We start from the raw sequence: 18,913 nt of genomic DNA, 5'->3' as shown, positions 1-18,913 counted from the left end.
TGAGCCTAGGTGAACTATCCAGCCCGACTTTACAATGATGCGTTACGGCATTCGTCTGGAATTCGGCGACGAAATCGATGAAAGGCCGGCTTCACAAAATGGTGGCAGCCGATGGCGGGCTGGTAAATGACCTTGTCGATGCCCATATCTGTCTTATCGACGCCGGGCGCATGCGCCAGTGCTCTTAAAAATCAGGAGAATACAATGGAAAAGCTTCAGGAGGCGGCTACGCCCCGCCGAGAAATCGTGATGTTCGCCAAAAAACATCGGATCGAAGTCGAGGATGCGGAAAAGATCCTTGAGGAATTCGGTGAGGATAAGAAAAAGGCCGACAAGGCTGCCCGTAGAATTGCGGCATGAAACGGGGAACCCTTTCGCGCCATCCAAGGTAGAGAGGGTCGGTCTCCAATTGACTGTCGGCTTTCACGATAGGCGTTGGAGCCAGCCGCCCCCCTCTGCGGGTTCTCTTTTTGGGTCGTATTAAGGGAACGATGCTCTAGATAGGTGACGGAGTTAGTAGATCGAGACCCTTATGATCCTTTCGCTGTCAGACATCACAAAGTCCTATCAAACTGCCGAGGGGCAAATTTCCGTACTCCGGGGGGTGAGCCTCGACCTTGCGAGAGGCGAGACCCTCGCCCTGACAGGGGAATCGGGGAGTGGAAAAAGCACTCTCCTTCACCTTGCGGGCGGGTTGGACAGGCCGGATAGCGGCAGCATTCTGGTGAGCGGGCGAGAGATCAACAAACTCGACGACGCTGGCCGTGCTGGCTTCCGACGAACCGATGTCGGGGTAATTTTCCAGCAGTACAATCTCATTCCCAGCCTTGACGTCAAAGCGAACGTCTCCTTCCATGCCAAGCTCGCTCGCCGGTTCGATCCTCTTTGGGAAACAGAACTCGTCGAGGCGCTCGGGATCGGCCAACTCCTGCAACGCTACCCAGAGCAACTCTCTGGCGGACAGCAGCAGCGCGTGGCAATCGGCCGGACCTTGGCAGCGAAACCACCTCTCGTTCTGGCGGATGAGCCGACAGGCAATCTCGACGAAAGTACGGCGGATATCGCTCTCGATATCATGCTGCGCCTTACGAAATCGGCGGGAATCGCGCTTCTTCTTGTTACTCATTCCAGTCGACTGGCGAACAAGCTTGACCGCCGGATCACGCTGAGTGGCGGGAAGGTTGCCGCATGAACCGGATCGCGCTTGGGGCCTTGCTTTCGCACTGGCGCTACCGCCCGCTGCAATTGGCGACGCTCATTGCGGGTGTGGCGCTTGCGACAGCTTTGTGGTCTGGCGTGCAGGCGATCAATGCCGAAGCCAGGGCAAGCTACGGGCGCGCCGCGGCAGTGCTTGAACAGAACGATTTCGACCAACTCTTTGCCGAGGATGGCGGGCCGATTGCGCTCCTTTCCTATGTGAAGCTGCGACGAGCGGGCTGGAACGTAGCTCCTGTGATCGAAGGTGACTACAGGTTTGGCCAGGTCCGTATCAGGCTCATTGGCATCGATCCGTTGAGCATGCCGCCCGAAGGAAACGTGTCCCCGGTTTCGAATGCCGCCGAGCTTGTGGATTTTCTTGGCCCTCCCGGGCAATTGCTGGTTTCGGCTGCGACCGCCGCCCGGCTGAAGGATACACAGGACCTTCAGGTCAAGATTGGCGCCGATCTTCCGGATGGTGCGGCCTTTGTTGACATCGGGATTGCCGGCCGTCTGCTGAACCGCAACGCGGAACTGAGCAGGATCGTCGTCGCGCGGTCGCAGAGACCCGGTCTTGAACCCCTTGATCAGCTTGTCCCCGAACTTTCGCTGAAAGATGCTGGAGAGGCTCCTGACGTTGCTCGGCTCACCGACAGTTTTCATCTTAATCTCACGGCCTTCGGCTTCCTTGCCTTCATCGTCGGCCTGTTCATTGTCTATTCAAGCACCGGCCTTTCCTTCGAGCAACGCCGCTCGACATTCCGGACTCTCAGGTCGCTCGGAGTTTCCCTTCGCTCCCTGACGGCAATGCTGGTGGTCGAGACGATTGTCTACGCGTTTTTGTCGGGAATTATCGGCGTTGTTCTCGGGTATTTCGTGGCCTCGGCTCTCTTGCCCGGTGTCGCGGCGACACTGCGTGGGCTCTACGGCGCAAGCGTGCCGGGCGCGCTTTCACTAAGACCGGAATGGTGGTTGGCCGGTTTGGCGATCGCTCTTGCCGGCACGGCACTCTCTTCGGCTCAACATCTCTGGCGGGTCTGGAAGATGCCGATACTCGCGGTGGCGCAACAGAGGGCTTGGGCCCGAGCCTCGACGAGAAGCCTGACGGTGCAGGCGAGTATCGGCGCGCTTCTCCTGTTGGCAGCCATTCTCATGATCCTGCTCGGAAACGGCCTTTATACCGGGTTTGCGGTTCTTGCCGCTCTCCTTCTTGGGGCGGCGTTGATCTTGCCACCGATATTGGCGGTCATGATGGCGTTAGGGCAGGGGGCGTCGAAACATGTCCTTGTTCAGTGGTTCTGGGCTGACACGCATCAGCAATTGCCAGGTCTTTCCCTCGCGCTCATGGCACTGCTGCTGGCCCTGTCGGCCAATATCGGTGTCGGTACCATGGTGTCCAGCTTTCGCCACACGTTCCTCGGCTGGCTCGATCAGCGCCTGGCCGCAGAGGTATATGTTACGGCGCGCGATGAGGCCGAGGCTCAGCGTCTTCGGCAATGGTTTCCCGATCAGGTTAAAGCCGTCCTGCCGATCTGGAGCACGCAGGGCGAGGTGGTTGGACAGGAGATGCAGATTTTTGGCGTGGTCGATGATCCAACCTATCGCGAACATTGGCCGCTGATCGCTGGATCGCCAACAACATGGGACGAAATTGCCAACGGGCGCGGCGCCTTGGTGAATGAGCAGCTTTGGCGATCTGGAAAAGCCGCGCTTGGCGCTCCAATCGAACTCCCCGGTGGTTGGAAAGCAACTGTCGTCGGCGTGTTTTCCGACTACGGCAATCCGGCAGGGCAGATCATCATTGGTCTGGACGCCTTGGTCCAACATTACCCGGATGTCCCCAGGCTGCGATACGGCTTGCGCATGGAGCCGGCGCGGGTGCCAGACTTCAGAAGAAAGCTCAGCGAAGAGTTTGATATTCCTCAAGGCAACATTGTCGATCAGGCGTCCCTCAAGCGGCAATCGACGGCAATCTTCGAACAGACATTCGCGGTGACGGGAGCGCTCAGCCTGCTGACCTTGGCCGTGGCCGGGTTCGCGATGTTTTCGAGTCTTTTGACATTGTCATCACTCCGGCTGCCGCAGCTTGCGCCTGTGTGGGCGATGGGGCTTCGCCGCCGCGACCTTGCGCTCATCGAGGTCGCTCGAACCCTTGTTCTGTGGCTTGCGACCTTCATTGCGTCGATCCCGGTTGGGTTGGCGCTCGCCTGGGTGTTGCTGGCGATCATCAATGTCGAGGCGTTCGGATGGCGCTTGCCGATGATTCTGTTCCCGATGGACTGGTTGAGGCTCGGTATCGTCGCTCTGATCGCCGCCGCCCTATCGGTTGCGATACCGATACATATGCTTGCAAAGACCGATCCCGCCGATCTTCTGAAGGTGTTCGCAAATGAACGGTAGACCGATCCTTCTCGCGGTCTTGGCCGTGTACCTGTTCCTGCCCGTCGCGGTCATTGCTCAAGGCTTTGCAGGGCTCGGGTCGGACGCCGACGGGTTCACGGTGCCGCATAGGGGAACCAAACTGGAGTTTCCGCGGGATCATGGACCACACCCCGATTTCCGGATCGAATGGTGGTATGTCACGGCCAACCTGCAGACCGCTGACGGCAGGAAGATGGGCGTCCAATGGACGCTGTTCCGCTCGGCGCTTGCTCCTGAAGAGCGCCTGGGCTGGTCGAGCCCGCAAGTCTGGATCGGGCACGCCGCCGTCACAACCGCGGACCGCCATTATGTGAGCGAGCGACTGGCGCGTGGCGGGGTTGGGCAGGCAGGAGTAAATGGTGCGCCGTTCGAGGCATGGATCGACGATTGGCAGATGAAGAGCAACGGCACTGGGTCGAACGATGAAATGGACCATCTCGGACTTTCTGCGAAAAGCCCCGATTTCGCCTATGATCTGACGCTCGACGCTGAAGGCCCGCTGGTTCTTCAGGGCGATCAGGGTTTTTCGGTCAAGTCCGCGGCCGGCCAAGCGAGCCACTATTATTCACAGCCGTTCTACGAGGTTCGCGGCAGGATCGAACTGGATGGCAAACCCCATGAGGTGACGGGAAAAGCGTGGCTCGACCGAGAGTGGTCGTCACAGCCTTTGGCGACGGACCAAACAGGTTGGGATTGGTTTTCCTTGCATCTGGCCTCTGGAGAGAAGGTCATGGCATTTCGGCTCCGCGACAAAGGGCAGGGCTACATCTCGGCAAACTGGATCGGAGCCGACGGCGAGGCCTCTCTCCTCAACTCGCAAGACGTCTCGCTGGAGCCGCTGCGGACCGCAGAGGTCGACGGCAGATCGATACCAGTCGAGTGGAGGGTGAGGATTGCCAGCCGGGGGCTCGATATCCGAGTAAAGGCGCTCAATGATCAGGCCTGGATGGCGACCTCGACGCCCTATTGGGAGGGGCCGATCGAGATCGACGGCAGCACATCGGGGCAGGGCTATCTAGAGATGACGGGCTACTGAACCGGTGCCGCTCCAGGGTTACGGCGCCGGGTCAGATAAACACGTTTTGTAAGCGTGGGATGTTTCGGACCGTCTAAAGTCGAATCCTTACCACGCGCGCACCAAGATCGAATGGCCGCACATCTCTGCTTACAGTGAATTTTTTAATCGCCTGTTGATGCTGAACGGAGAAAAGGTCGGTGTTTTGCGAGGGCGGCCGTCAGGCCGCCTTCGTCACGCCATCAAAAGGGATCTCGATATCGACGGCGAGGGTCGAAACCTGCGGGCCGCGTTCCATCTTTATGCTGACATTCTCGTCGTTGATCTGCATATGCTTGGAAATCGCCTTCAGGATCTCGTCTCGCAACTTGCCGACGAGATCGACGTCGCCGGTCGCGGCGCGTTCATGAGCGAGAAGCAATTGCAGTCGCTCGCGGGCCGCAGGGCCAGACTGGGTGCGGGAAAAGAAGCGTAACAGGTTCATGCCGCCTTCCTTCCGAAGATCTTGCCGAGCAAGCCGCGCTTTTCGCCGGGAAAGGTGACCGGCACGGTTTCGCCCTTGAGACGTCGCGTCGCTTCGAAGTAGGCGAGCGCGGGAGCCGATCGTCCGTCCGCTAGGGTGACCGGCGAGCCGACATTGGAAGCACGCAATACATCCATGCTTTCAGGAATGATGCCGAGCAGCGGGATCGACAGAATTTCCAAGACGTCATCCACCTTCAGCATGTCGCCACGCTCGGCGCGGGCTGCATCATAGCGCGTGAGCAGCAGGTGCTTTTCGATGCGTTCGCCATTTTCAGCCTTCAGGGTCTTGGAATCGAGCAAGCCAATGATGCGATCGGAATCGCGCACCGAAGAGACCTCCGGATTGGTCACCACGATAGCGACGTCCGCATGGCGCATGGCAAGTGTCGCGCCGCGCTCGATACCCGCCGGGCTGTCGCAAATGACCCAGTCGAACGCATTCTTGAGCGCGGCGATGACTTTTTCGACGCCCTCCGGCGTCAGATTGTCTTTGTCGCGGGTCTGGGAGGCAGGCAGCAAATAGAGTGTTTCCAAGCGCTTGTCGCGGATCAACGCTTGCGTGAGCTTGGCGTCGCCCTGAATGACATTGACAATATCGTAGACGACACGCCGCTCGGCGCCCATGACGAGGTCGAGGTTACGCAGGCCGACATCGAAGTCCACCACCGCGACCTTGTCGCCATTCTGCGCCAGTGCCGCGCCGAGTGCGGCTGTCGATGTCGTTTTGCCGACGCCACCCTTGCCCGATGTGACAACGATTACCTTGCCCATTGATCTCTCCAGTTATTTAGACGCGTTCATTTGACGTGTTGCCAAATCGCGGCCCTGTTTCAGCCAAGCGTTGCCGCCTTGAGTGTTTCGCCTTCCAGCCAGATCTGTACGGGCTTGCCGCGCAGCTTCGGCTCAATATCGTCGGCCGTCTTGTAGAGTCCGTCGATGGCAATGAGTTCGGCCTCCAACTTGTGGCAGAAGATGCGCGCCGAAGCGTTGCCGATCGTTCCGGCCATGGCCCGTCCGCGTAAGGCGCCATAGATGTGGATCGAGCCGCCGGCGACCACTTCCGCGCCCGAAGCGACAGAGCCAACGATGGTGACGTCGCCATCAGGAAAGAAAACTGACTGGCCCGAGCGGACCGGTTCCGAAATGAGCAAGGAAGGCATCACCCTTGCCGTCACCGAAGCGGTGACGGGTTCCACCTTCTCCGATGATTGGGTCTGCGGTTCTCCCGTTGGCGGCTCGACATCTCCAGTCGTGCGGCCATCCGACAGGGCCGGCGGCAGGTCGGCGCCCAGAAGCGAGGGACGTGCTCCTTCAATGCCCATAACGCGTACCTTGCGGGCATTCAGTTCGGCAACGAGACCGAGAAGCTGCTGGCGATCGATATCGAGAGCGCCGACGTCCAGCACGACAGGCCGACGCAGAAAGAAACCGGCCGAGCGTGAAGCCAAATCGTCAAGCCGCTCGAGCCAGTCAGCGAAGGGCAGCTCCGGCGTCAGAGCCAGAGCCAGAAAAGACCGCCCCTTCAGGCGGATCGGCCGGGATTGCGTTAACACATCAGTCATCTTGGTTAATTTTCAGTTGCGTCGATGTATCGGGAAAATGGTTAACAAAGAGTTAATCGGCATGCCTGGCGCGAAACATGATCAGTCCGGAAAGAGGGATAAATGCCGTCGACGGCGCGAAGCCACAGACTGTAGGGTAGCTTGGAAACTGGAGAGGGCAGTCCGCGTGTTGCGGGGTCAGCAGCAATTGTTTACGATGGTGACAGGTGCCCTGCCTCTCCTGAGGAGAGCTACTAGGAAGTTCCATAACACAGATTACCTGATTTTCATGTGTCCAAAACCACAGTTTTCTTCCGCGTTTTAGCCGCGTCGACAGGTGTTTAAGGAGAGCCTGGCGTACGATCGCGAATGCGTAGTCCGGGTGACAACTCGCTTGCTCCCAGCAGCATTTTTACCTGCTTGCCGCTTCCACGAAAGCATCGAAGATGCGAGTTCCGGGGTGGCTTTCGGCGGCAAGCCTTTCAGGGTGCCATTGCAGGCCCATGGCAAAAGTCGACGACGGGACTTCTATCGCTTCGACAACGCCGTCCGGGCCGCGGGCGGTAACGACCACCGCATCGGAGACCTCGACGATGGCTTCGCGGTGAAACGTATTGACGCTGAATGTTTCGGCTTTGAAAATATCCGCCATTCTGGTGCCCTGCCGGATTTCGACGTCATGGCGCACCCCTTCCCGGTCGTGCACGATAGCTCCGGCCCATGAAGACTGTACGTCCGACACCATCCGGCAGCCATTCAGGCAGGCAAGCATCTGCATGCCGTTGCAGATGCCGAGGACGGGTTTGTCGCGCTCGAGGAAACCCTTCATCAACGCCATTTCGACATCAAGCCGATCGGATGCCGGATAACGGGACTGATCGCCTTCGACATACCATTCTTCGGGGAAATGGATGCGTCCCCCGACACTCAGAAATCCGTCGAACTCTTCGACGACATGACCGACCATCTCGAGCGCAAAAGGTATTCCGAAAGCGTAGGCGCCTGCCCGGCTGATGGCACGAAAGTAATCTTTCGAGATTTCATAACCGCCGCCACCGGCGCTGGTGTTCTCGTCCATGATGACGGCGATTTTCGGCTTGCGGTGCATTGTGTTCCAACCTGTTGTTCAGCGTACGGGTTTTCCGCGGCTGCGATGGGACCTGCGATTTATACGTATCGAGTTCGAAGACGCTTCTGCAAGCTCAAATGATTTTGCTCGGTCATATCATGGCAACGCCACGCGGACCCGGTGATGCGGAGCGATCTCGATAAGCTCGGAAGATGCGGGCGGGGTGAAGACGTCTACAGATGTGGTGCCGTCCGACACGAAGCTGCGAGCGGCAAGCTGCGGCTTGCCTGCAAATCGATCCTCTATCATCGCCGTGCCGAGCGTGGCATCCGGATCGGGAATAGCGGCAATCAGCCGGCGCGTATAGGGATGCGTGGGCGCCTCGAAGATATCGCGCCAGCCGCCCTCCTCCACGATCTGGCCGAAATACATTACCAGGACACGGTCACTCATATGCTCCACGACACTGAGATCGTGGCTGATCATCAGATACGACAGGCCGAGTTTCTCCTGCAGATCGAGCAGCAGATTGATGATCTGCGCCCGGATCGACACGTCGAGCGCCGATACCGGCTCGTCGAGCACGACGATCTCGGGCTCGAGAATGAGGGCACGGGCGATGCCGATGCGCTGGCGCTGGCCACCGGAAAATTCATGCGGATAGCGGCCGGCATGTTCGGGCGTCAGGCCGACATTGGCCAGCATGGCCTCAATGCGATCGGAAATCTCCGATGCCGCGGTTACGCCGTGTAGCCGAAGCGGTGCGGCAAGCGACGTGCGAACGGACTGGCGCGGGTTGAGCGAAGCGTAAGGATCCTGGAACACCATCTGCACCGCCTTGGCGCGCTGCATCCGCCCCGGTGCGCCATCTCCCGCGAGCGGCTGGCCGCGGTAGCGGATGGTTCCCTCCGTCGGCTCCTGCAGGCCGAGGATCGATAACGCGGTCGTTGACTTGCCGCAGCCGGATTCGCCGACGATAGAAAGGCATTCGCCCTTGGAGAGCGAAAAACTGATGCCGTTCACCGCGTGCAGCAAGCGCCTGCCTCTGCCAAGCAGGCCACCCCCGGGAATCGGGAACCGGACATGCAGGTCGTCCACCTGCAACAGGGGGGCGGTCATGGCTGGCTTCCTTCGGCGATGCGCGGCGCGATAAAGCGGGTTTCGGTCAGCTTCGAGCGATCCGCGATGATGCTATCGATATCGACCAATCGCTTGCGGCCATGCTGACTGCGGCTGCCAAGGCGTGGCAGGGCTCCGAGCAGCCCCCGGGTGTAATCGTGCCGAGGCGTATCAAACAGCGTGCGCGTCTCGTTTTCTTCGACCAGACAGCCAGAGTACATGACGCCGACGCGCTGGCAGACGCTGGCGATCACGCCGAGATCGTGACTGATGAGAAGCACCGCCGTACCGCGTTCGGCGCACAGTTCCTTGATCAGGCGCAGCACTTCGGCCTGTACGGTTACGTCGAGGGCCGTCGTCGGTTCGTCGGCGATCAGCAGGTCGGGATTGCAGGCAAGAGCCATGGCAATCATCACGCGCTGGCGCAGGCCGCCGGACATCTGATGCGGATAGTTTTTCGCGCGCCGGTCTGGATTGGGCACCCGCACGCTGGCCAGTGCCTCGACAGCGAGCGTATGCGCTTCGCTCCAGCTCTTGCCCTGATGCAGCACGAACATTTCGGCAATCTGCCGGCCAACGGTGGACAACGGGTTCAACGCGGTCATCGGTTCTTGAAAGATCATGGCGATGCGGTTGCCGCGCAGGCGCCGTATTTCCCGCTTCGGCATCGCCAGAAGGTTCTGTTCCTTGAACAGGATTTCGCCGCTGGAGACAGCAAGCGGCTTCTTCAGTAGGCCCATCACGGCAAGCGACGTTACCGATTTGCCGGAACCGGATTCACCGACGAGACCATAGGCTTCCCCGGGCATGATCTGAAAGGACACGCTCTTGAGAAGCGGGTGAACGGAGCGGCCGATCGCCACGCCCAATTGCAGGTTTCTGATGTCGAGTAGCGGCGCGGTCATGGCTTGCGCGTCCTCATGTGCGGATCAAGGCTGTCGCGCAGCCCGTCGCCGAGAAGGTTGAAACCGAGCACCGACAGGAAGATGGCCAAGCCGGGAAAGATGGCGACCCACGGCGCAAGCTGGATGAGCTGGCGCGCATCCGTCAGCATCGAGCCCCAACTCGGGAACGGTGGCTGAATGCCAAGACCGAGGAAGGAAAGAGCCGCTTCGGACAGCACCGCCGACCCCATGCCCAGCGTTGCCATGACGAGGATCGGGCCCATCATGTTGGGCAGAATCTGTGTGAACATGATGCGCAGGTCGCCGTAGCCGAGCGTTTGCGCTGCCTGCACGTAGCCCTGCGATTTCAGCGACAGTGTCGAGGAGCGGGCGATGCGGCACGTCCAGCTCCAGTTGGTGAAGCCCAGCGCGACGAGGAGCGACGGCAGGCCCGGTCCCAGCACGGCCATGACGGCGAGCGCGAAGATCAGGGAAGGAATGGCGAGCATGACATTGGTGAGGCCGTTCACCAGGTCGTCCCACCAGCCGCCCCAGTAGCCGGCGGTCATGCCAAGGGTGATGCCGATAATCGAATTGATCACCTGCGAAGCGATGCCGACGGTCAGCGAGATCTGCGCGCCATAGAGGATGCGGGTGTAGACGTCGCGTCCTTGCGCATCGGTGCCAAACCAGAACGTGGCGTCAGGCGGGAGTTCCGAACTCATCAGGTCGGCGTCGAGCACCGGATCGAAATGGGCAAGCCAGGGGGCGAGCACGCCCGCAAAGATCACCAGCGCCGTCAGGCCCGCGCCGAGCCAGACGTTGAAGCCGAAACGCATGGGCGTCACTCCTGCTTGATGCGCGGATCGATCGCGGCATAGATCAGATCGACGGCCGTATTGATGACGAGGAACCAGAGCACGATGACCAGGATCGTGCCTTGAACCACGGGAATGTCGCGGATCGAGACGCTGTCCACCAGCAGCGATCCGATGCCGGGCCAGGCGAAGAGTTTTTCAATCACGACAGCCTGGCCGATCAGCGAGCCGAACTGCAGGCCGACCGTGGTGACGATCAGCACCAGCGCATTGCGCGCCACATGCCAGCGGACCACCTTGATCTCGCTCATGCCCTTGGAATGCGCGGTGCGGATGAAATCGGCGTTCAGCACGTCGAGCACGCCCGCCCGCGTCGTGCGGGCCAGCAATGCGAGCGGCGTGACGCCGAGCGTGACGGCCGGAAGGATGAGGTTCTGGAACGACCCGTTGCCATAGCCGAAACTCGGCAGCCAGTTCAGTTGCAGCGCGAAGAGATACATCATCAGAAGGCCGAGCCAGAATTGCGGCACGGAGAGGCCCGAAACCGCGCCGATCATCGTCACAGTATCGAGCACCGATCCCGGCCGCATGGCGGCGAGGAAACCGAGCGGCACGCCGACGACAAGGGCAAAGACCATGGCGGCGATCGCCAGCTTCAAGGACGCGCCCATCCGGTCGTTGATCAGATCGATCACCGGCTGGCGGGTGCGGAAACTGGTACCCAGATCGAACTGCGCAAGGTCCGTGACATAGGACACGAAGCGCTCGATCAGCGGCTTGTTGAGGCCGAATTCCTCGCTCAGACGGGCAATCATCTGCGGGTCGGCAGCGCGTTTGCCATCGGCGAAAAGGCTGGCGGCAAAGGTGCCGGGCACCACGGAAAAGATAACGAAGATCAGCAGCGCCACTACAATCAGCGTGGGAATGATCTGCAGGATACGGCGCAGGGTGAAACGAAGCATCGGCGATTCCGTTTTGGCCGCCCATGACGGTGCGGCAATCAATACCAGGGCGACCATGATACCCCATGGCCGCCCCGTATTTTTCAGGGCTTACTGACGCGCCGGTGCCGTTTCATCGATCCAGATATCGTCATAGGGCTGGATCGCCAGTTCCGTTGCGTTCGGGACCAGACCATGAATCCAAGGCTGGTAGGCCATGACCGCCTTGTTGTAGTTGAAGAACCAGACCGGGGCGTCTTCCTGCACGATGTTGTTGGCCTGGCGCAGGAGATCGCTTTGCTTGACCGGATCGCGTTCCTGCTCGGCAGCCTCATAGAGCTTGTCGAATTCCGGGCTCGCATAGCTCGTATAGTTGCAGGCCGATTGCGGGGTCTTGGAATTGAAGCAACGCAGTGCGTTCAGCGGATCGGGGCCGGAAAGGTTCGACCAGATGAAGGCCTGGAAGTTATTCGAGCTGACCGCGTCACCTAGCGCCGCGCTTTCGACCGGCTTCGGCTTTACCGTCACGCCGACCTTCTTCAGCATCGGCAGGATGGCCTCGACGATCGGCACGCCCCAGCTTTCGTTGGGGCTTGCGGTCACTTCGAATTCAAAGCCGTCGGCATAGCCGGCTTCGGCGAGCAGCGCCTTGGCCTTTTCCGGATCAAACGCGTAAGGCGCCTGATCCTTGTCGAAGGCGGGCGATGAGATCGGCAGCCAGCCGGAGGCCGGATAGGCCTTGTTCTTGACGAGGCGGTCGATGATCAGCGGCGCATTGATGGCGTGATTGATCGCTTGGCGAACCCGCTTGTCCTTGAAAGGTTCGAAGGCGGGATTGAAACCGATGTTGCGCGTATACACTTCGGCGACTTCAAGCAAATGGTCCTTCAGGCCATCCTCGCCCTGATAGGCCTGGTACTGGGTCGGGCCGAGGATCGAAACGTCGATTTCCTTGTTGCGGAAAGCAACGTCGCGCGCTGCATCTTCACCCATCAGCACGATGTTGATGCGATCGAGATAGGGCTTGCCCTCTTCGTAGTACTTGTCGAATTTTTCGACGACGACCTGTGAGCCGGGCACATGCTCCTTGAAGACGAAGGCGCCGAGGCCGACAGGAGATGTGGCAAAGCTTGCTTCATCCGCGACGTTCGACGGATAGATTACCGTCGTGTTCTGCATCAGCGGGAAGCCGGGATTGATCGGGCCGCTGAAGGTGATTTCCAGCGTGTGGTCATCGATCTTCTTCAGGCCGGAGATTTCCTCGGCCTTGCCGGCGATATAGTCGTCCGCGCCCTTGATGCCGGCGATGTAGCTGGCGCCGGGGAAGGCATTCTTCGGATTGGCGATACGCTTGTAGCTGTAGATGATGTCATCGGCGGTCAGTGGCTTGCCATTGTGGAAAACGGCATTTTCCCGCAGGTGATAGGTCCGCACTGTGCCGTCGGCAGACACATCCTCGGATGTCGCCAATTCGAGAACTGGCTTGTTCTGGATGGAATCCCAGCTGTAAAGCGCACGGTGAATGGCTTGGGTAATGAACTCTTCTTGCGTGTTCGGGCTCGACTGCGTGTCGAGTGTGGCGAAGCTGGAGCCGTAAGGCGCAGTGAAGACGAGCGTTCCGCCGGAACGTTCCCCCGCAGCCAGAGCTGCGGTCGCGACGCTCAGGCTGAGCATCGCGGTCAGTGTCAGTCTTTTAAGCATTTCGTTCTCCCTTTCGTGCCGTTTTTGGCATCGTTTCAAATCAGTGGTCAGGCGTTTAACGGGCGTCGTGCACGACGCGGCCGGCAAGCAAGGTCAAAAGGCAGCGGGTGCCTGACAGGACGGTTGCGGCCGAAGCTTCCAGAAGGTCGTTGTCGAAGACGGCAATATCCGCCCATTGACCGGGCACGAGTCGGCCTTTCACCGCCTCGGCCTTCTGCGACCAGGCGCCGTATTCCGTATAGGCCTGCAAGGCTTCCTCGCGGCCGAGCTTTTCTGCGGCGGCCATCACCGTGCCCTTGCCGGTCTGGCGGGTGATCATGGCGTGCAGGTTCGGGAACGGATCTGGCGAGCAGACCGGCGAATCCGAGCCGGTCGAAGGCTTCAGGCCCATCCGCATCCAAGTGCCGATTGGGTAGGATGCAACGCCGCGCTCTTCGCCAAGCACGGAAATATAGCTGTCGCCGAAATCGTGGATGAAGGCCATCTGCGGTGCGGGCAGAATGCCGGCTGTCTTCATGCGCGCATTCTGCTCCGCCGTCGGAAAGCCGCAATGCTCGATGCGGTGGCGGCGATCAGGATCGGGATTGGCGGCAAGCGCCTTCTCGTATGCCGTGATCAACTGCTCGATCGCCCCGTCGCCAATGGCGTGGCAAACCATCTGGTAGCCTCGGTCGTGGCAGTCCTTGACGACCTGCTCGACCACCGCGTCCGACAGCATCTGTACGCCGATATTGTCCGGTTCGCCCTGATAGGGCCTGGTCATCCATGCGGTGCGGCCACCGGCCGAGCCATCGAGGAAGATTTTAACGCCGCCGACACGCAGCATGTCGTCGCCGGCCCCGCAGACAAGCCCGGCGCGCCACGACTCCTCGACGATAGAAACACCGGGATCGCCCAGCAGCGTCAGCCAGACGCGCACCGGCAACCGGCCGGCGACCTTGGCCATTTCATAGGCCTGGATTTCCGGGAAACCGGCAACATGCCCGACTGCGGCATCCATGCAACTGGTGATGCCGAAAGAGAGCAGATGCTGTCCGGCACGCTCGATGCCTTCGATCAGTTCTTCGGTCGTTGCCTCGGGCATAACGGCCTTGACGAGGTTCTGGGCGTTTTCCGCGAGAAATCCGTTCAGCCTGCCGTCGGTCAGACCGATGACGCCGCCGTCAGGCGCCGGGGTTTGTTCGCTGATGCCGGCAAGCGCCAGAGCGCGTGAATTGGCAATCGAGACATGGCCGCAGGCCCGTGTCAGCATGACCGGATGATCGGGCGCTGCGCGGTCGAGATCGTCGCGCGTGGGGTGACGGCCGGTGTCGAGCTTGACCTGGTCATATCCACGGGCACGGACCCAGCCGCCCTTCGGGGTGGTCGCGGCGCGCTCCGAAATGCCCTTCATCAGGGCGGCAAGCGTCGGGGCGGCAGTCGATGTCGCATCGACGAAGCCCATGGCGATGCCGGTTGCAATCAGGTGCAGGTGGTTGTCGATGAGCCCGGGGCTGGCAAAGCGGCCTTCCAGATCGATGACCTCGGTTGCCGGACCCTTCAGGCTCAGCATGTCGGCATTACTGCCTGTTGCAAGAACCTTGCCCTGCCACACGGCAACAGCGTTGCTGATGCCCTCCTCCCGGCCGCACCAGATGCGTCCGTTGTGCAAGATAAGATCGGCTTCAATTGCAAATGGCATTCACAGCTCCCCCATGGGCACCGGCAGACCGGCACCTATTTCCTCCAGGTGCACCGTGAAAGTTTGTGGCTGGCTTGGCCAATTCGGTTTGGGCACAACTCCATGCGAAATCGGCATACCCATTTCGATTGAATGACTTATGATGGTTTTCTCGGCTAAACTGGATCGGGAGGGGGAACTGTGCATGGAAATCAAATGGCTTGAGGACTTCGTGACGCTTGCCGACACGTCCAGCTTTTCGCGGGCGGCGGAATTTCGCAATGTCACGCAGCCGGCCTTCAGCCGCAGGATCAAGCAACTGGAAAGCTGGCTAGGGGCCACGCTGATCAGCCGCGCCACCATGCCGGCCGAGTTGACCCCGGCGGGACGGAATTTTCTTCCGGTGGCGCAGGAATCGATCCGCACCTTCTATGCGGCGCGCGAGGCGTTGCGTCCTTCCTATGAGCCGGGCCTGATCCGCTTTGCCGCATTGCATACGCTGACGGTGACGTTCTTTCCGCACTGGTTGAAGTCGCTGGAGAAAGTCGGTGGCACGTTCAGCACCTCGCTCATTCCCGACCGCGGCGGTATCGAAGCCAACCTCGATGCCCTCGTCAACGATGAGGCGGATTTCTTTCTAACCTATGCGCACCCGGAGGTGCCGTTTCACCTCGACCGTGGTCAATTCGCCTCGCTGACGGTGGCCCACGACCGGCTGATTCCGCTGGTTTCTCCGGAGATCGTGCTGTCCGGCACTATCCAGCCGGGCCGGAATCTGATTGATCGTGCCGTCGCGCAGCCGCGGCTGGCTATTCCGTGTCTCAGTTATGGCTTCAATTCGTTTTTCGGGGTGGCGCTGTCGCGCCTCTGGCTGCGCCGCCCGCCTTTCCGGCGGCGCACCACACACGAAAATACCATCAGTGCCGGACAGATGAATATGGCGGTGACTGGCGCGGGGGTATGCTGGCTGCCCGAAAGCCTGGCCCGTGACGAACTCGATACCGGCCGTCTGGTGCCTGCCTCGATCGACGAGGGCTGGAACCTCGACCTGGAAATCCGGCTCTACCGGCACGCGGCTGCGAGCCGAAACAGGAAGGTCGAGAATCTCTGGCGCACCGCCGGACAACTCCTGCAGGGCGTGCCGGCCTGATCAGACCTTGAGAAACAGCAGCGCGCGCAGGATTTCGGAGAAATCCCGATGTTCGAAGGCGATAGCACGGGGCCCATGCGACTTTGCGCCCGGATACCAGCCGGCGCGGTAGGCCTCGGTCGGTGTGCTGAACTCGATCAGCACCTCGTAGTGCTCGGCCTTTGCGGGCAGTGCCTGCGAAAAATCGCCGGAGAGCGCCGCTGCAACGCCCTCGCGGATGAGGCGGCGCGACCGGGCCGGGGAGATGGATGTCGAGGCCTTGCCCCTGCCGTCCAGCGTTTCCACGGCCGCAAGGCCCGGCACCATCGCGCGTGCTTCCATACAGATGCCGACGTCTCCCGCCAGGAAAACCGAGGGCACGCCGTATTGGGCAGCACACAGAGCGTTTATGGTGAACTCGGATGCGACCTCGCCGTTGAGCAGAAGCCGCGAAATGCGCAGGTTGGACGTGTGGGCGAGCGGGTTGACCTCGGTGCCGGCTTTCGAATGGTAGCCGGTGTAAACAGCGGCTGCAAAACCATCGTCGATCCCGAACATCATCTCGTCTGGATGTCCGGACCAGCCGCGCACGATCCGTGCATAGTCGGGCAGTTTGTCGAGGATGAGATTTCGGCCGCTTTCGTGGGCATCCTTGATGACCACTTCGGTCGCGCCGGCAGATCGCGCGCCTTCGCAAGCTGCGACGACCTCCGCGGTCATCAACGCGCGGAATTCGGCCCAGTCAGGATGGGCGCGATCAGCCTCGTTCCAGTGAGCAATACCGGCGGTACCTTCGATATCGGCTGAGATGAAGACTTTCATGGTGTAGGGTTCTCTTTTAGCCAGTCGGCGAGACAGGGATAGAGCCGGCCGTTGCGGCCGGGGGTGGTGGGGGCCATGCAAAGGGCATTCAGCACGGCTTCCTGCGTGGTCTCGGCTGCGGCGCGGAAAACGGTGTCGATATGGTCGTCGGCAAGCCGCTCCTGCGTGGCAAACGCCTCGGGCGAATCATGTTCCATCGGATCGGCTGTGGTAAAACAGAGAACGACGTCGCCGCTGCCATGTCCCCAGAAGGCACCGAGCCGGGCAAGACCTGCACCGCCCCGTCTTGCCACCCGCTGCAATTGCCGGTCACCGAGGGGCAGATCGGTGGCCATGACGACGATCACCGATCCCCGTTCGGGACTGGCTGGCACACGCGGATCGGGACGGCGTCCGTCCGGGAGAACAAGATCGCCCGCTCCGCCGAAATTGGCGAGCACCAGTGTGCCGAATATGAAGCTGCGCTTGCCGATGAAAAGGCGTCGCGACGCCGTGCCGATACCGGCCTTGAAGCCGAAAGCGGTCATGCCGGAACCGGCACCCACCGCGCCCTGCTCCACAGGGCCTGTGCTCGCAGCTTCAAGTGCAGCCTCGGCATCTGCCGGTGTCACGGCCAGTGCCTGGATATCGTTGATGCTGCCATCGTTGCATTCGCAAACCAGCGCGTTGACCGTCGAGGTCTTCCGGCCGATCGCCGGATTGGCGGCAATGGCGCGGCGGATCAATGCTTCGCTGCAGGCCGCCACGCCAAACGTGTTGGTGAGCAGGATCGGTGTCTCGATCGTTCCCAGTTCGGCAACTTGCATCAGGCCGGCCGACTTGCCGAAGCCGTTGATAACCTCCACCGCAGCGCGCGGCCTGACGCGAAAAAGGTCGCCGTCATGTGGCAGGATGGCGGTGACGCCCGTGAAAATTCCGTCTCGGCGTAGCGAGCAATGACCGACCGAGATGCCCGGTACGTCTGTAATCGTGTTGCCGGAGCCCGGCTCCAGTCTGCCTTGCGGGATCAGTCCCAGTTCGCGTGCCGTTTTCATGTCGTCCCTTTTGCCACCGACGCGCTTTAAACCGGAACGCCGGCCATTTCCAGATAAAGAGCTTGGAGCTTCCGCGTCATCGCGCCGGGCTTGCCATCTGCAATCACTTGGCTGCCGATTCGCACGACGGGCGTGACCAGGCTCGAGGCGGAGGTCTGGAACGCTTCCGCAGCACCCTGCGCTTCCGCGGGCGTGAACACGCGCTCCTCTATCTCCAGTCCCTCTGCCGCACAAAGCCGTGCAATGGCGCGCTGGGTGCAGCCCGGCAGGGTCGCCTGCGAGGCGGGACGGGTCAGAATACGGCCCTTTGTCGTGATGATATGCGCTGTCGAGGACGCCCCCTCTGTCACCTGCCCGTTTTCCACCATCCAGACGTCGTCGAAGCCGCCGGAGCGGGCCGCCTGCTTGGCCATGACCTGGCCGAGTAGCATGACCGTCTTGATATCCCGCCGTTGCCAGCGCGGATCGTCCACGAGATCGACGGCGATGCCGTGCTGCTGTGCTTTCGTGCCGGTCAGCATCTTTTGCTGGGTGAAGCCGACCAGGCATGGCGCCAGCGTATCCGAATAGAAGAAATCGCGATCGGCATCTCCGCGCGAGACCTGAAGATAAACGGTGCCGTTCTGCAACGCATTGCGCGCAATCAATTCCGCCTGAACCATCGCGATGTCAGCGCGGGAAAAGGTCTGCGGAATGGCGAGTTCCTTCAGCGAGCGTTCCAGGCGGTCAAGGTGAAGATCGTTGTCGATCATCCGTCCGTTAATGACCGCGGTCACTTCGTAGACGGCATCGCCGAATAGGAACCCGCGGTCAAAGAGGCTTATCCGGGCGTCCTGCTCGGGTACGAATTGACCGCGTATGTAAACGATCCTGCCCATCTGTTTCCCTTGCTATGCCTATAAGCTTCGACGCAGCACATAAGAGCGATTTACAACGGCTGACCAATTCAAGTTGGGCAAAATCTCATGCAAAATTGGCCTAACGCCAGATATATCAATGAATTAGACCCCATCGGATCACAAGCCGGGTTATCCAGG

General features: G+C 60.6%; 18 protein-coding genes. 5 read left to right on the top strand and 13 right to left on the bottom strand.

Annotated features, from left to right (window positions below; genetic code table 11):
- Window positions 1–204 precede the first annotated feature (204 nt).
- From ACST81_RS28200 to ACST81_RS28185, 4 genes are all read left to right on the top strand, one after another.
- Window positions 205–360, top strand: coding sequence for a hypothetical protein (locus tag ACST81_RS28200; RefSeq protein ID WP_438755017.1), 156 nt, complete (start codon window positions 205–207; stop codon window positions 358–360).
- Window positions 361–532: 172 nt separating this feature from the next.
- Entirely contained in the window at window positions 533–1,192 is a 660-nt protein-coding gene (locus ACST81_RS28195) for an ABC transporter ATP-binding protein (protein WP_438755015.1), read from the top strand.
- Window positions 1,189–3,597, top strand: coding sequence for an ABC transporter permease (locus ACST81_RS28190; protein ID WP_438755014.1), 2,409 nt, complete (start codon window positions 1,189–1,191; stop codon window positions 3,595–3,597). The genes ACST81_RS28195 and ACST81_RS28190 overlap by 4 nt, the downstream gene beginning before the upstream one ends.
- Entirely contained in the window at window positions 3,587–4,654 is a 1,068-nt protein-coding gene (locus ACST81_RS28185; protein ID WP_438755012.1) for a lipocalin-like domain-containing protein, read from the top strand. Before ACST81_RS28190 ends, ACST81_RS28185 begins: the two co-directional genes overlap by 11 nt.
- 199 nt (window positions 4,655–4,853) lie before the next feature.
- Here ACST81_RS28185 and minE read toward each other — a convergent pair whose 3' ends face one another.
- The 10 genes from minE to ACST81_RS28135 form a co-directional block, all read right to left on the bottom strand.
- Window positions 4,854–5,117: a cell division topological specificity factor MinE gene (gene minE / locus ACST81_RS28180; protein ID WP_438755010.1), complete on the bottom strand. Its 264-nt coding sequence runs from the start codon at window positions 5,115–5,117 to the stop codon at window positions 4,854–4,856.
- Window positions 5,114–5,929 carry a septum site-determining protein MinD gene (minD, locus tag ACST81_RS28175; protein WP_438755008.1) on the bottom strand — a complete coding sequence of 272 codons (816 nt, stop codon included), beginning with the start codon at window positions 5,927–5,929 and terminating at the stop codon, window positions 5,114–5,116. The genes minE and minD overlap by 4 nt, the downstream gene beginning before the upstream one ends.
- Before the next feature lie 59 nt (window positions 5,930–5,988).
- Window positions 5,989–6,720: a septum site-determining protein MinC gene (gene minC / locus ACST81_RS28170; RefSeq protein WP_438755006.1), complete on the bottom strand. Its 732-nt coding sequence runs from the start codon at window positions 6,718–6,720 to the stop codon at window positions 5,989–5,991.
- Window positions 6,721–7,111: 391 nt separating this feature from the next.
- On the bottom strand, window positions 7,112–7,807 hold the full coding sequence (locus ACST81_RS28165; RefSeq protein WP_438755004.1) for a gamma-glutamyl-gamma-aminobutyrate hydrolase family protein: 696 nt from the start codon (window positions 7,805–7,807) through the stop codon (window positions 7,112–7,114).
- A 117-nt stretch (window positions 7,808–7,924) separates the two neighbouring features.
- Window positions 7,925–8,887: an ATP-binding cassette domain-containing protein gene (locus ACST81_RS28160; RefSeq protein ID WP_438755002.1), complete on the bottom strand. Its 963-nt coding sequence runs from the start codon at window positions 8,885–8,887 to the stop codon at window positions 7,925–7,927.
- Window positions 8,884–9,792 (bottom strand): ABC transporter ATP-binding protein, encoded by a 909-nt coding sequence (locus tag ACST81_RS28155; RefSeq protein ID WP_438755000.1) that lies wholly within the window; start codon window positions 9,790–9,792, stop codon window positions 8,884–8,886. Before ACST81_RS28155 ends, ACST81_RS28160 begins: the two co-directional genes overlap by 4 nt.
- Window positions 9,789–10,610 carry an ABC transporter permease gene (locus ACST81_RS28150; RefSeq protein WP_438754998.1) on the bottom strand — a complete coding sequence of 274 codons (822 nt, stop codon included), beginning with the start codon at window positions 10,608–10,610 and terminating at the stop codon, window positions 9,789–9,791. The genes ACST81_RS28155 and ACST81_RS28150 overlap by 4 nt, the downstream gene beginning before the upstream one ends.
- Before the next feature lie 5 nt (window positions 10,611–10,615).
- Window positions 10,616–11,551: an ABC transporter permease gene (locus ACST81_RS28145; protein WP_438754996.1), complete on the bottom strand. Its 936-nt coding sequence runs from the start codon at window positions 11,549–11,551 to the stop codon at window positions 10,616–10,618.
- Window positions 11,552–11,641: 90 nt separating this feature from the next.
- The gene (locus tag ACST81_RS28140; protein WP_438754994.1) at window positions 11,642–13,231 is read right to left on the bottom strand and encodes an ABC transporter substrate-binding protein; all 1,590 of its coding nucleotides are present in this window, start codon (window positions 13,229–13,231) and stop codon (window positions 11,642–11,644) included.
- Between the two features lie 55 nt (window positions 13,232–13,286).
- Window positions 13,287–14,912: an amidohydrolase gene (locus ACST81_RS28135; protein WP_438754992.1), complete on the bottom strand. Its 1,626-nt coding sequence runs from the start codon at window positions 14,910–14,912 to the stop codon at window positions 13,287–13,289.
- A gap of 184 nt (window positions 14,913–15,096) precedes the next feature.
- Between ACST81_RS28135 and ACST81_RS28130 the strand changes: the two genes are divergently transcribed.
- Entirely contained in the window at window positions 15,097–16,041 is a 945-nt protein-coding gene (locus ACST81_RS28130; protein ID WP_438754990.1) for a LysR family transcriptional regulator, read from the top strand.
- Here ACST81_RS28130 and ACST81_RS28125 read toward each other — a convergent pair whose 3' ends face one another.
- From ACST81_RS28125 to ACST81_RS28115, 3 genes are read right to left on the bottom strand one after another with little or no spacing between them, the layout of a single operon-like run.
- Window positions 16,042–16,842 (bottom strand): M55 family metallopeptidase, encoded by an 801-nt coding sequence (locus ACST81_RS28125; protein ID WP_438754988.1) that lies wholly within the window; start codon window positions 16,840–16,842, stop codon window positions 16,042–16,044.
- Window positions 16,839–17,876 (bottom strand): DmpA family aminopeptidase, encoded by a 1,038-nt coding sequence (locus ACST81_RS28120; protein ID WP_438754986.1) that lies wholly within the window; start codon window positions 17,874–17,876, stop codon window positions 16,839–16,841. The genes ACST81_RS28125 and ACST81_RS28120 overlap by 4 nt, the downstream gene beginning before the upstream one ends.
- 26 nt (window positions 17,877–17,902) lie before the next feature.
- Window positions 17,903–18,754 carry a D-amino-acid transaminase gene (locus ACST81_RS28115; protein WP_438754985.1) on the bottom strand — a complete coding sequence of 284 codons (852 nt, stop codon included), beginning with the start codon at window positions 18,752–18,754 and terminating at the stop codon, window positions 17,903–17,905.
- Window positions 18,755–18,913: the final 159 nt, after the last annotated feature.

The organism is Pararhizobium sp. O133 (genome assembly GCF_051669845.1).
GTDB lineage: Bacteria > Pseudomonadota > Alphaproteobacteria > Rhizobiales > Rhizobiaceae > Pararhizobium.
Note: the sequence above shows the minus strand (reverse complement) of the source record. Positions and strands in the feature narration are given on the sequence as shown.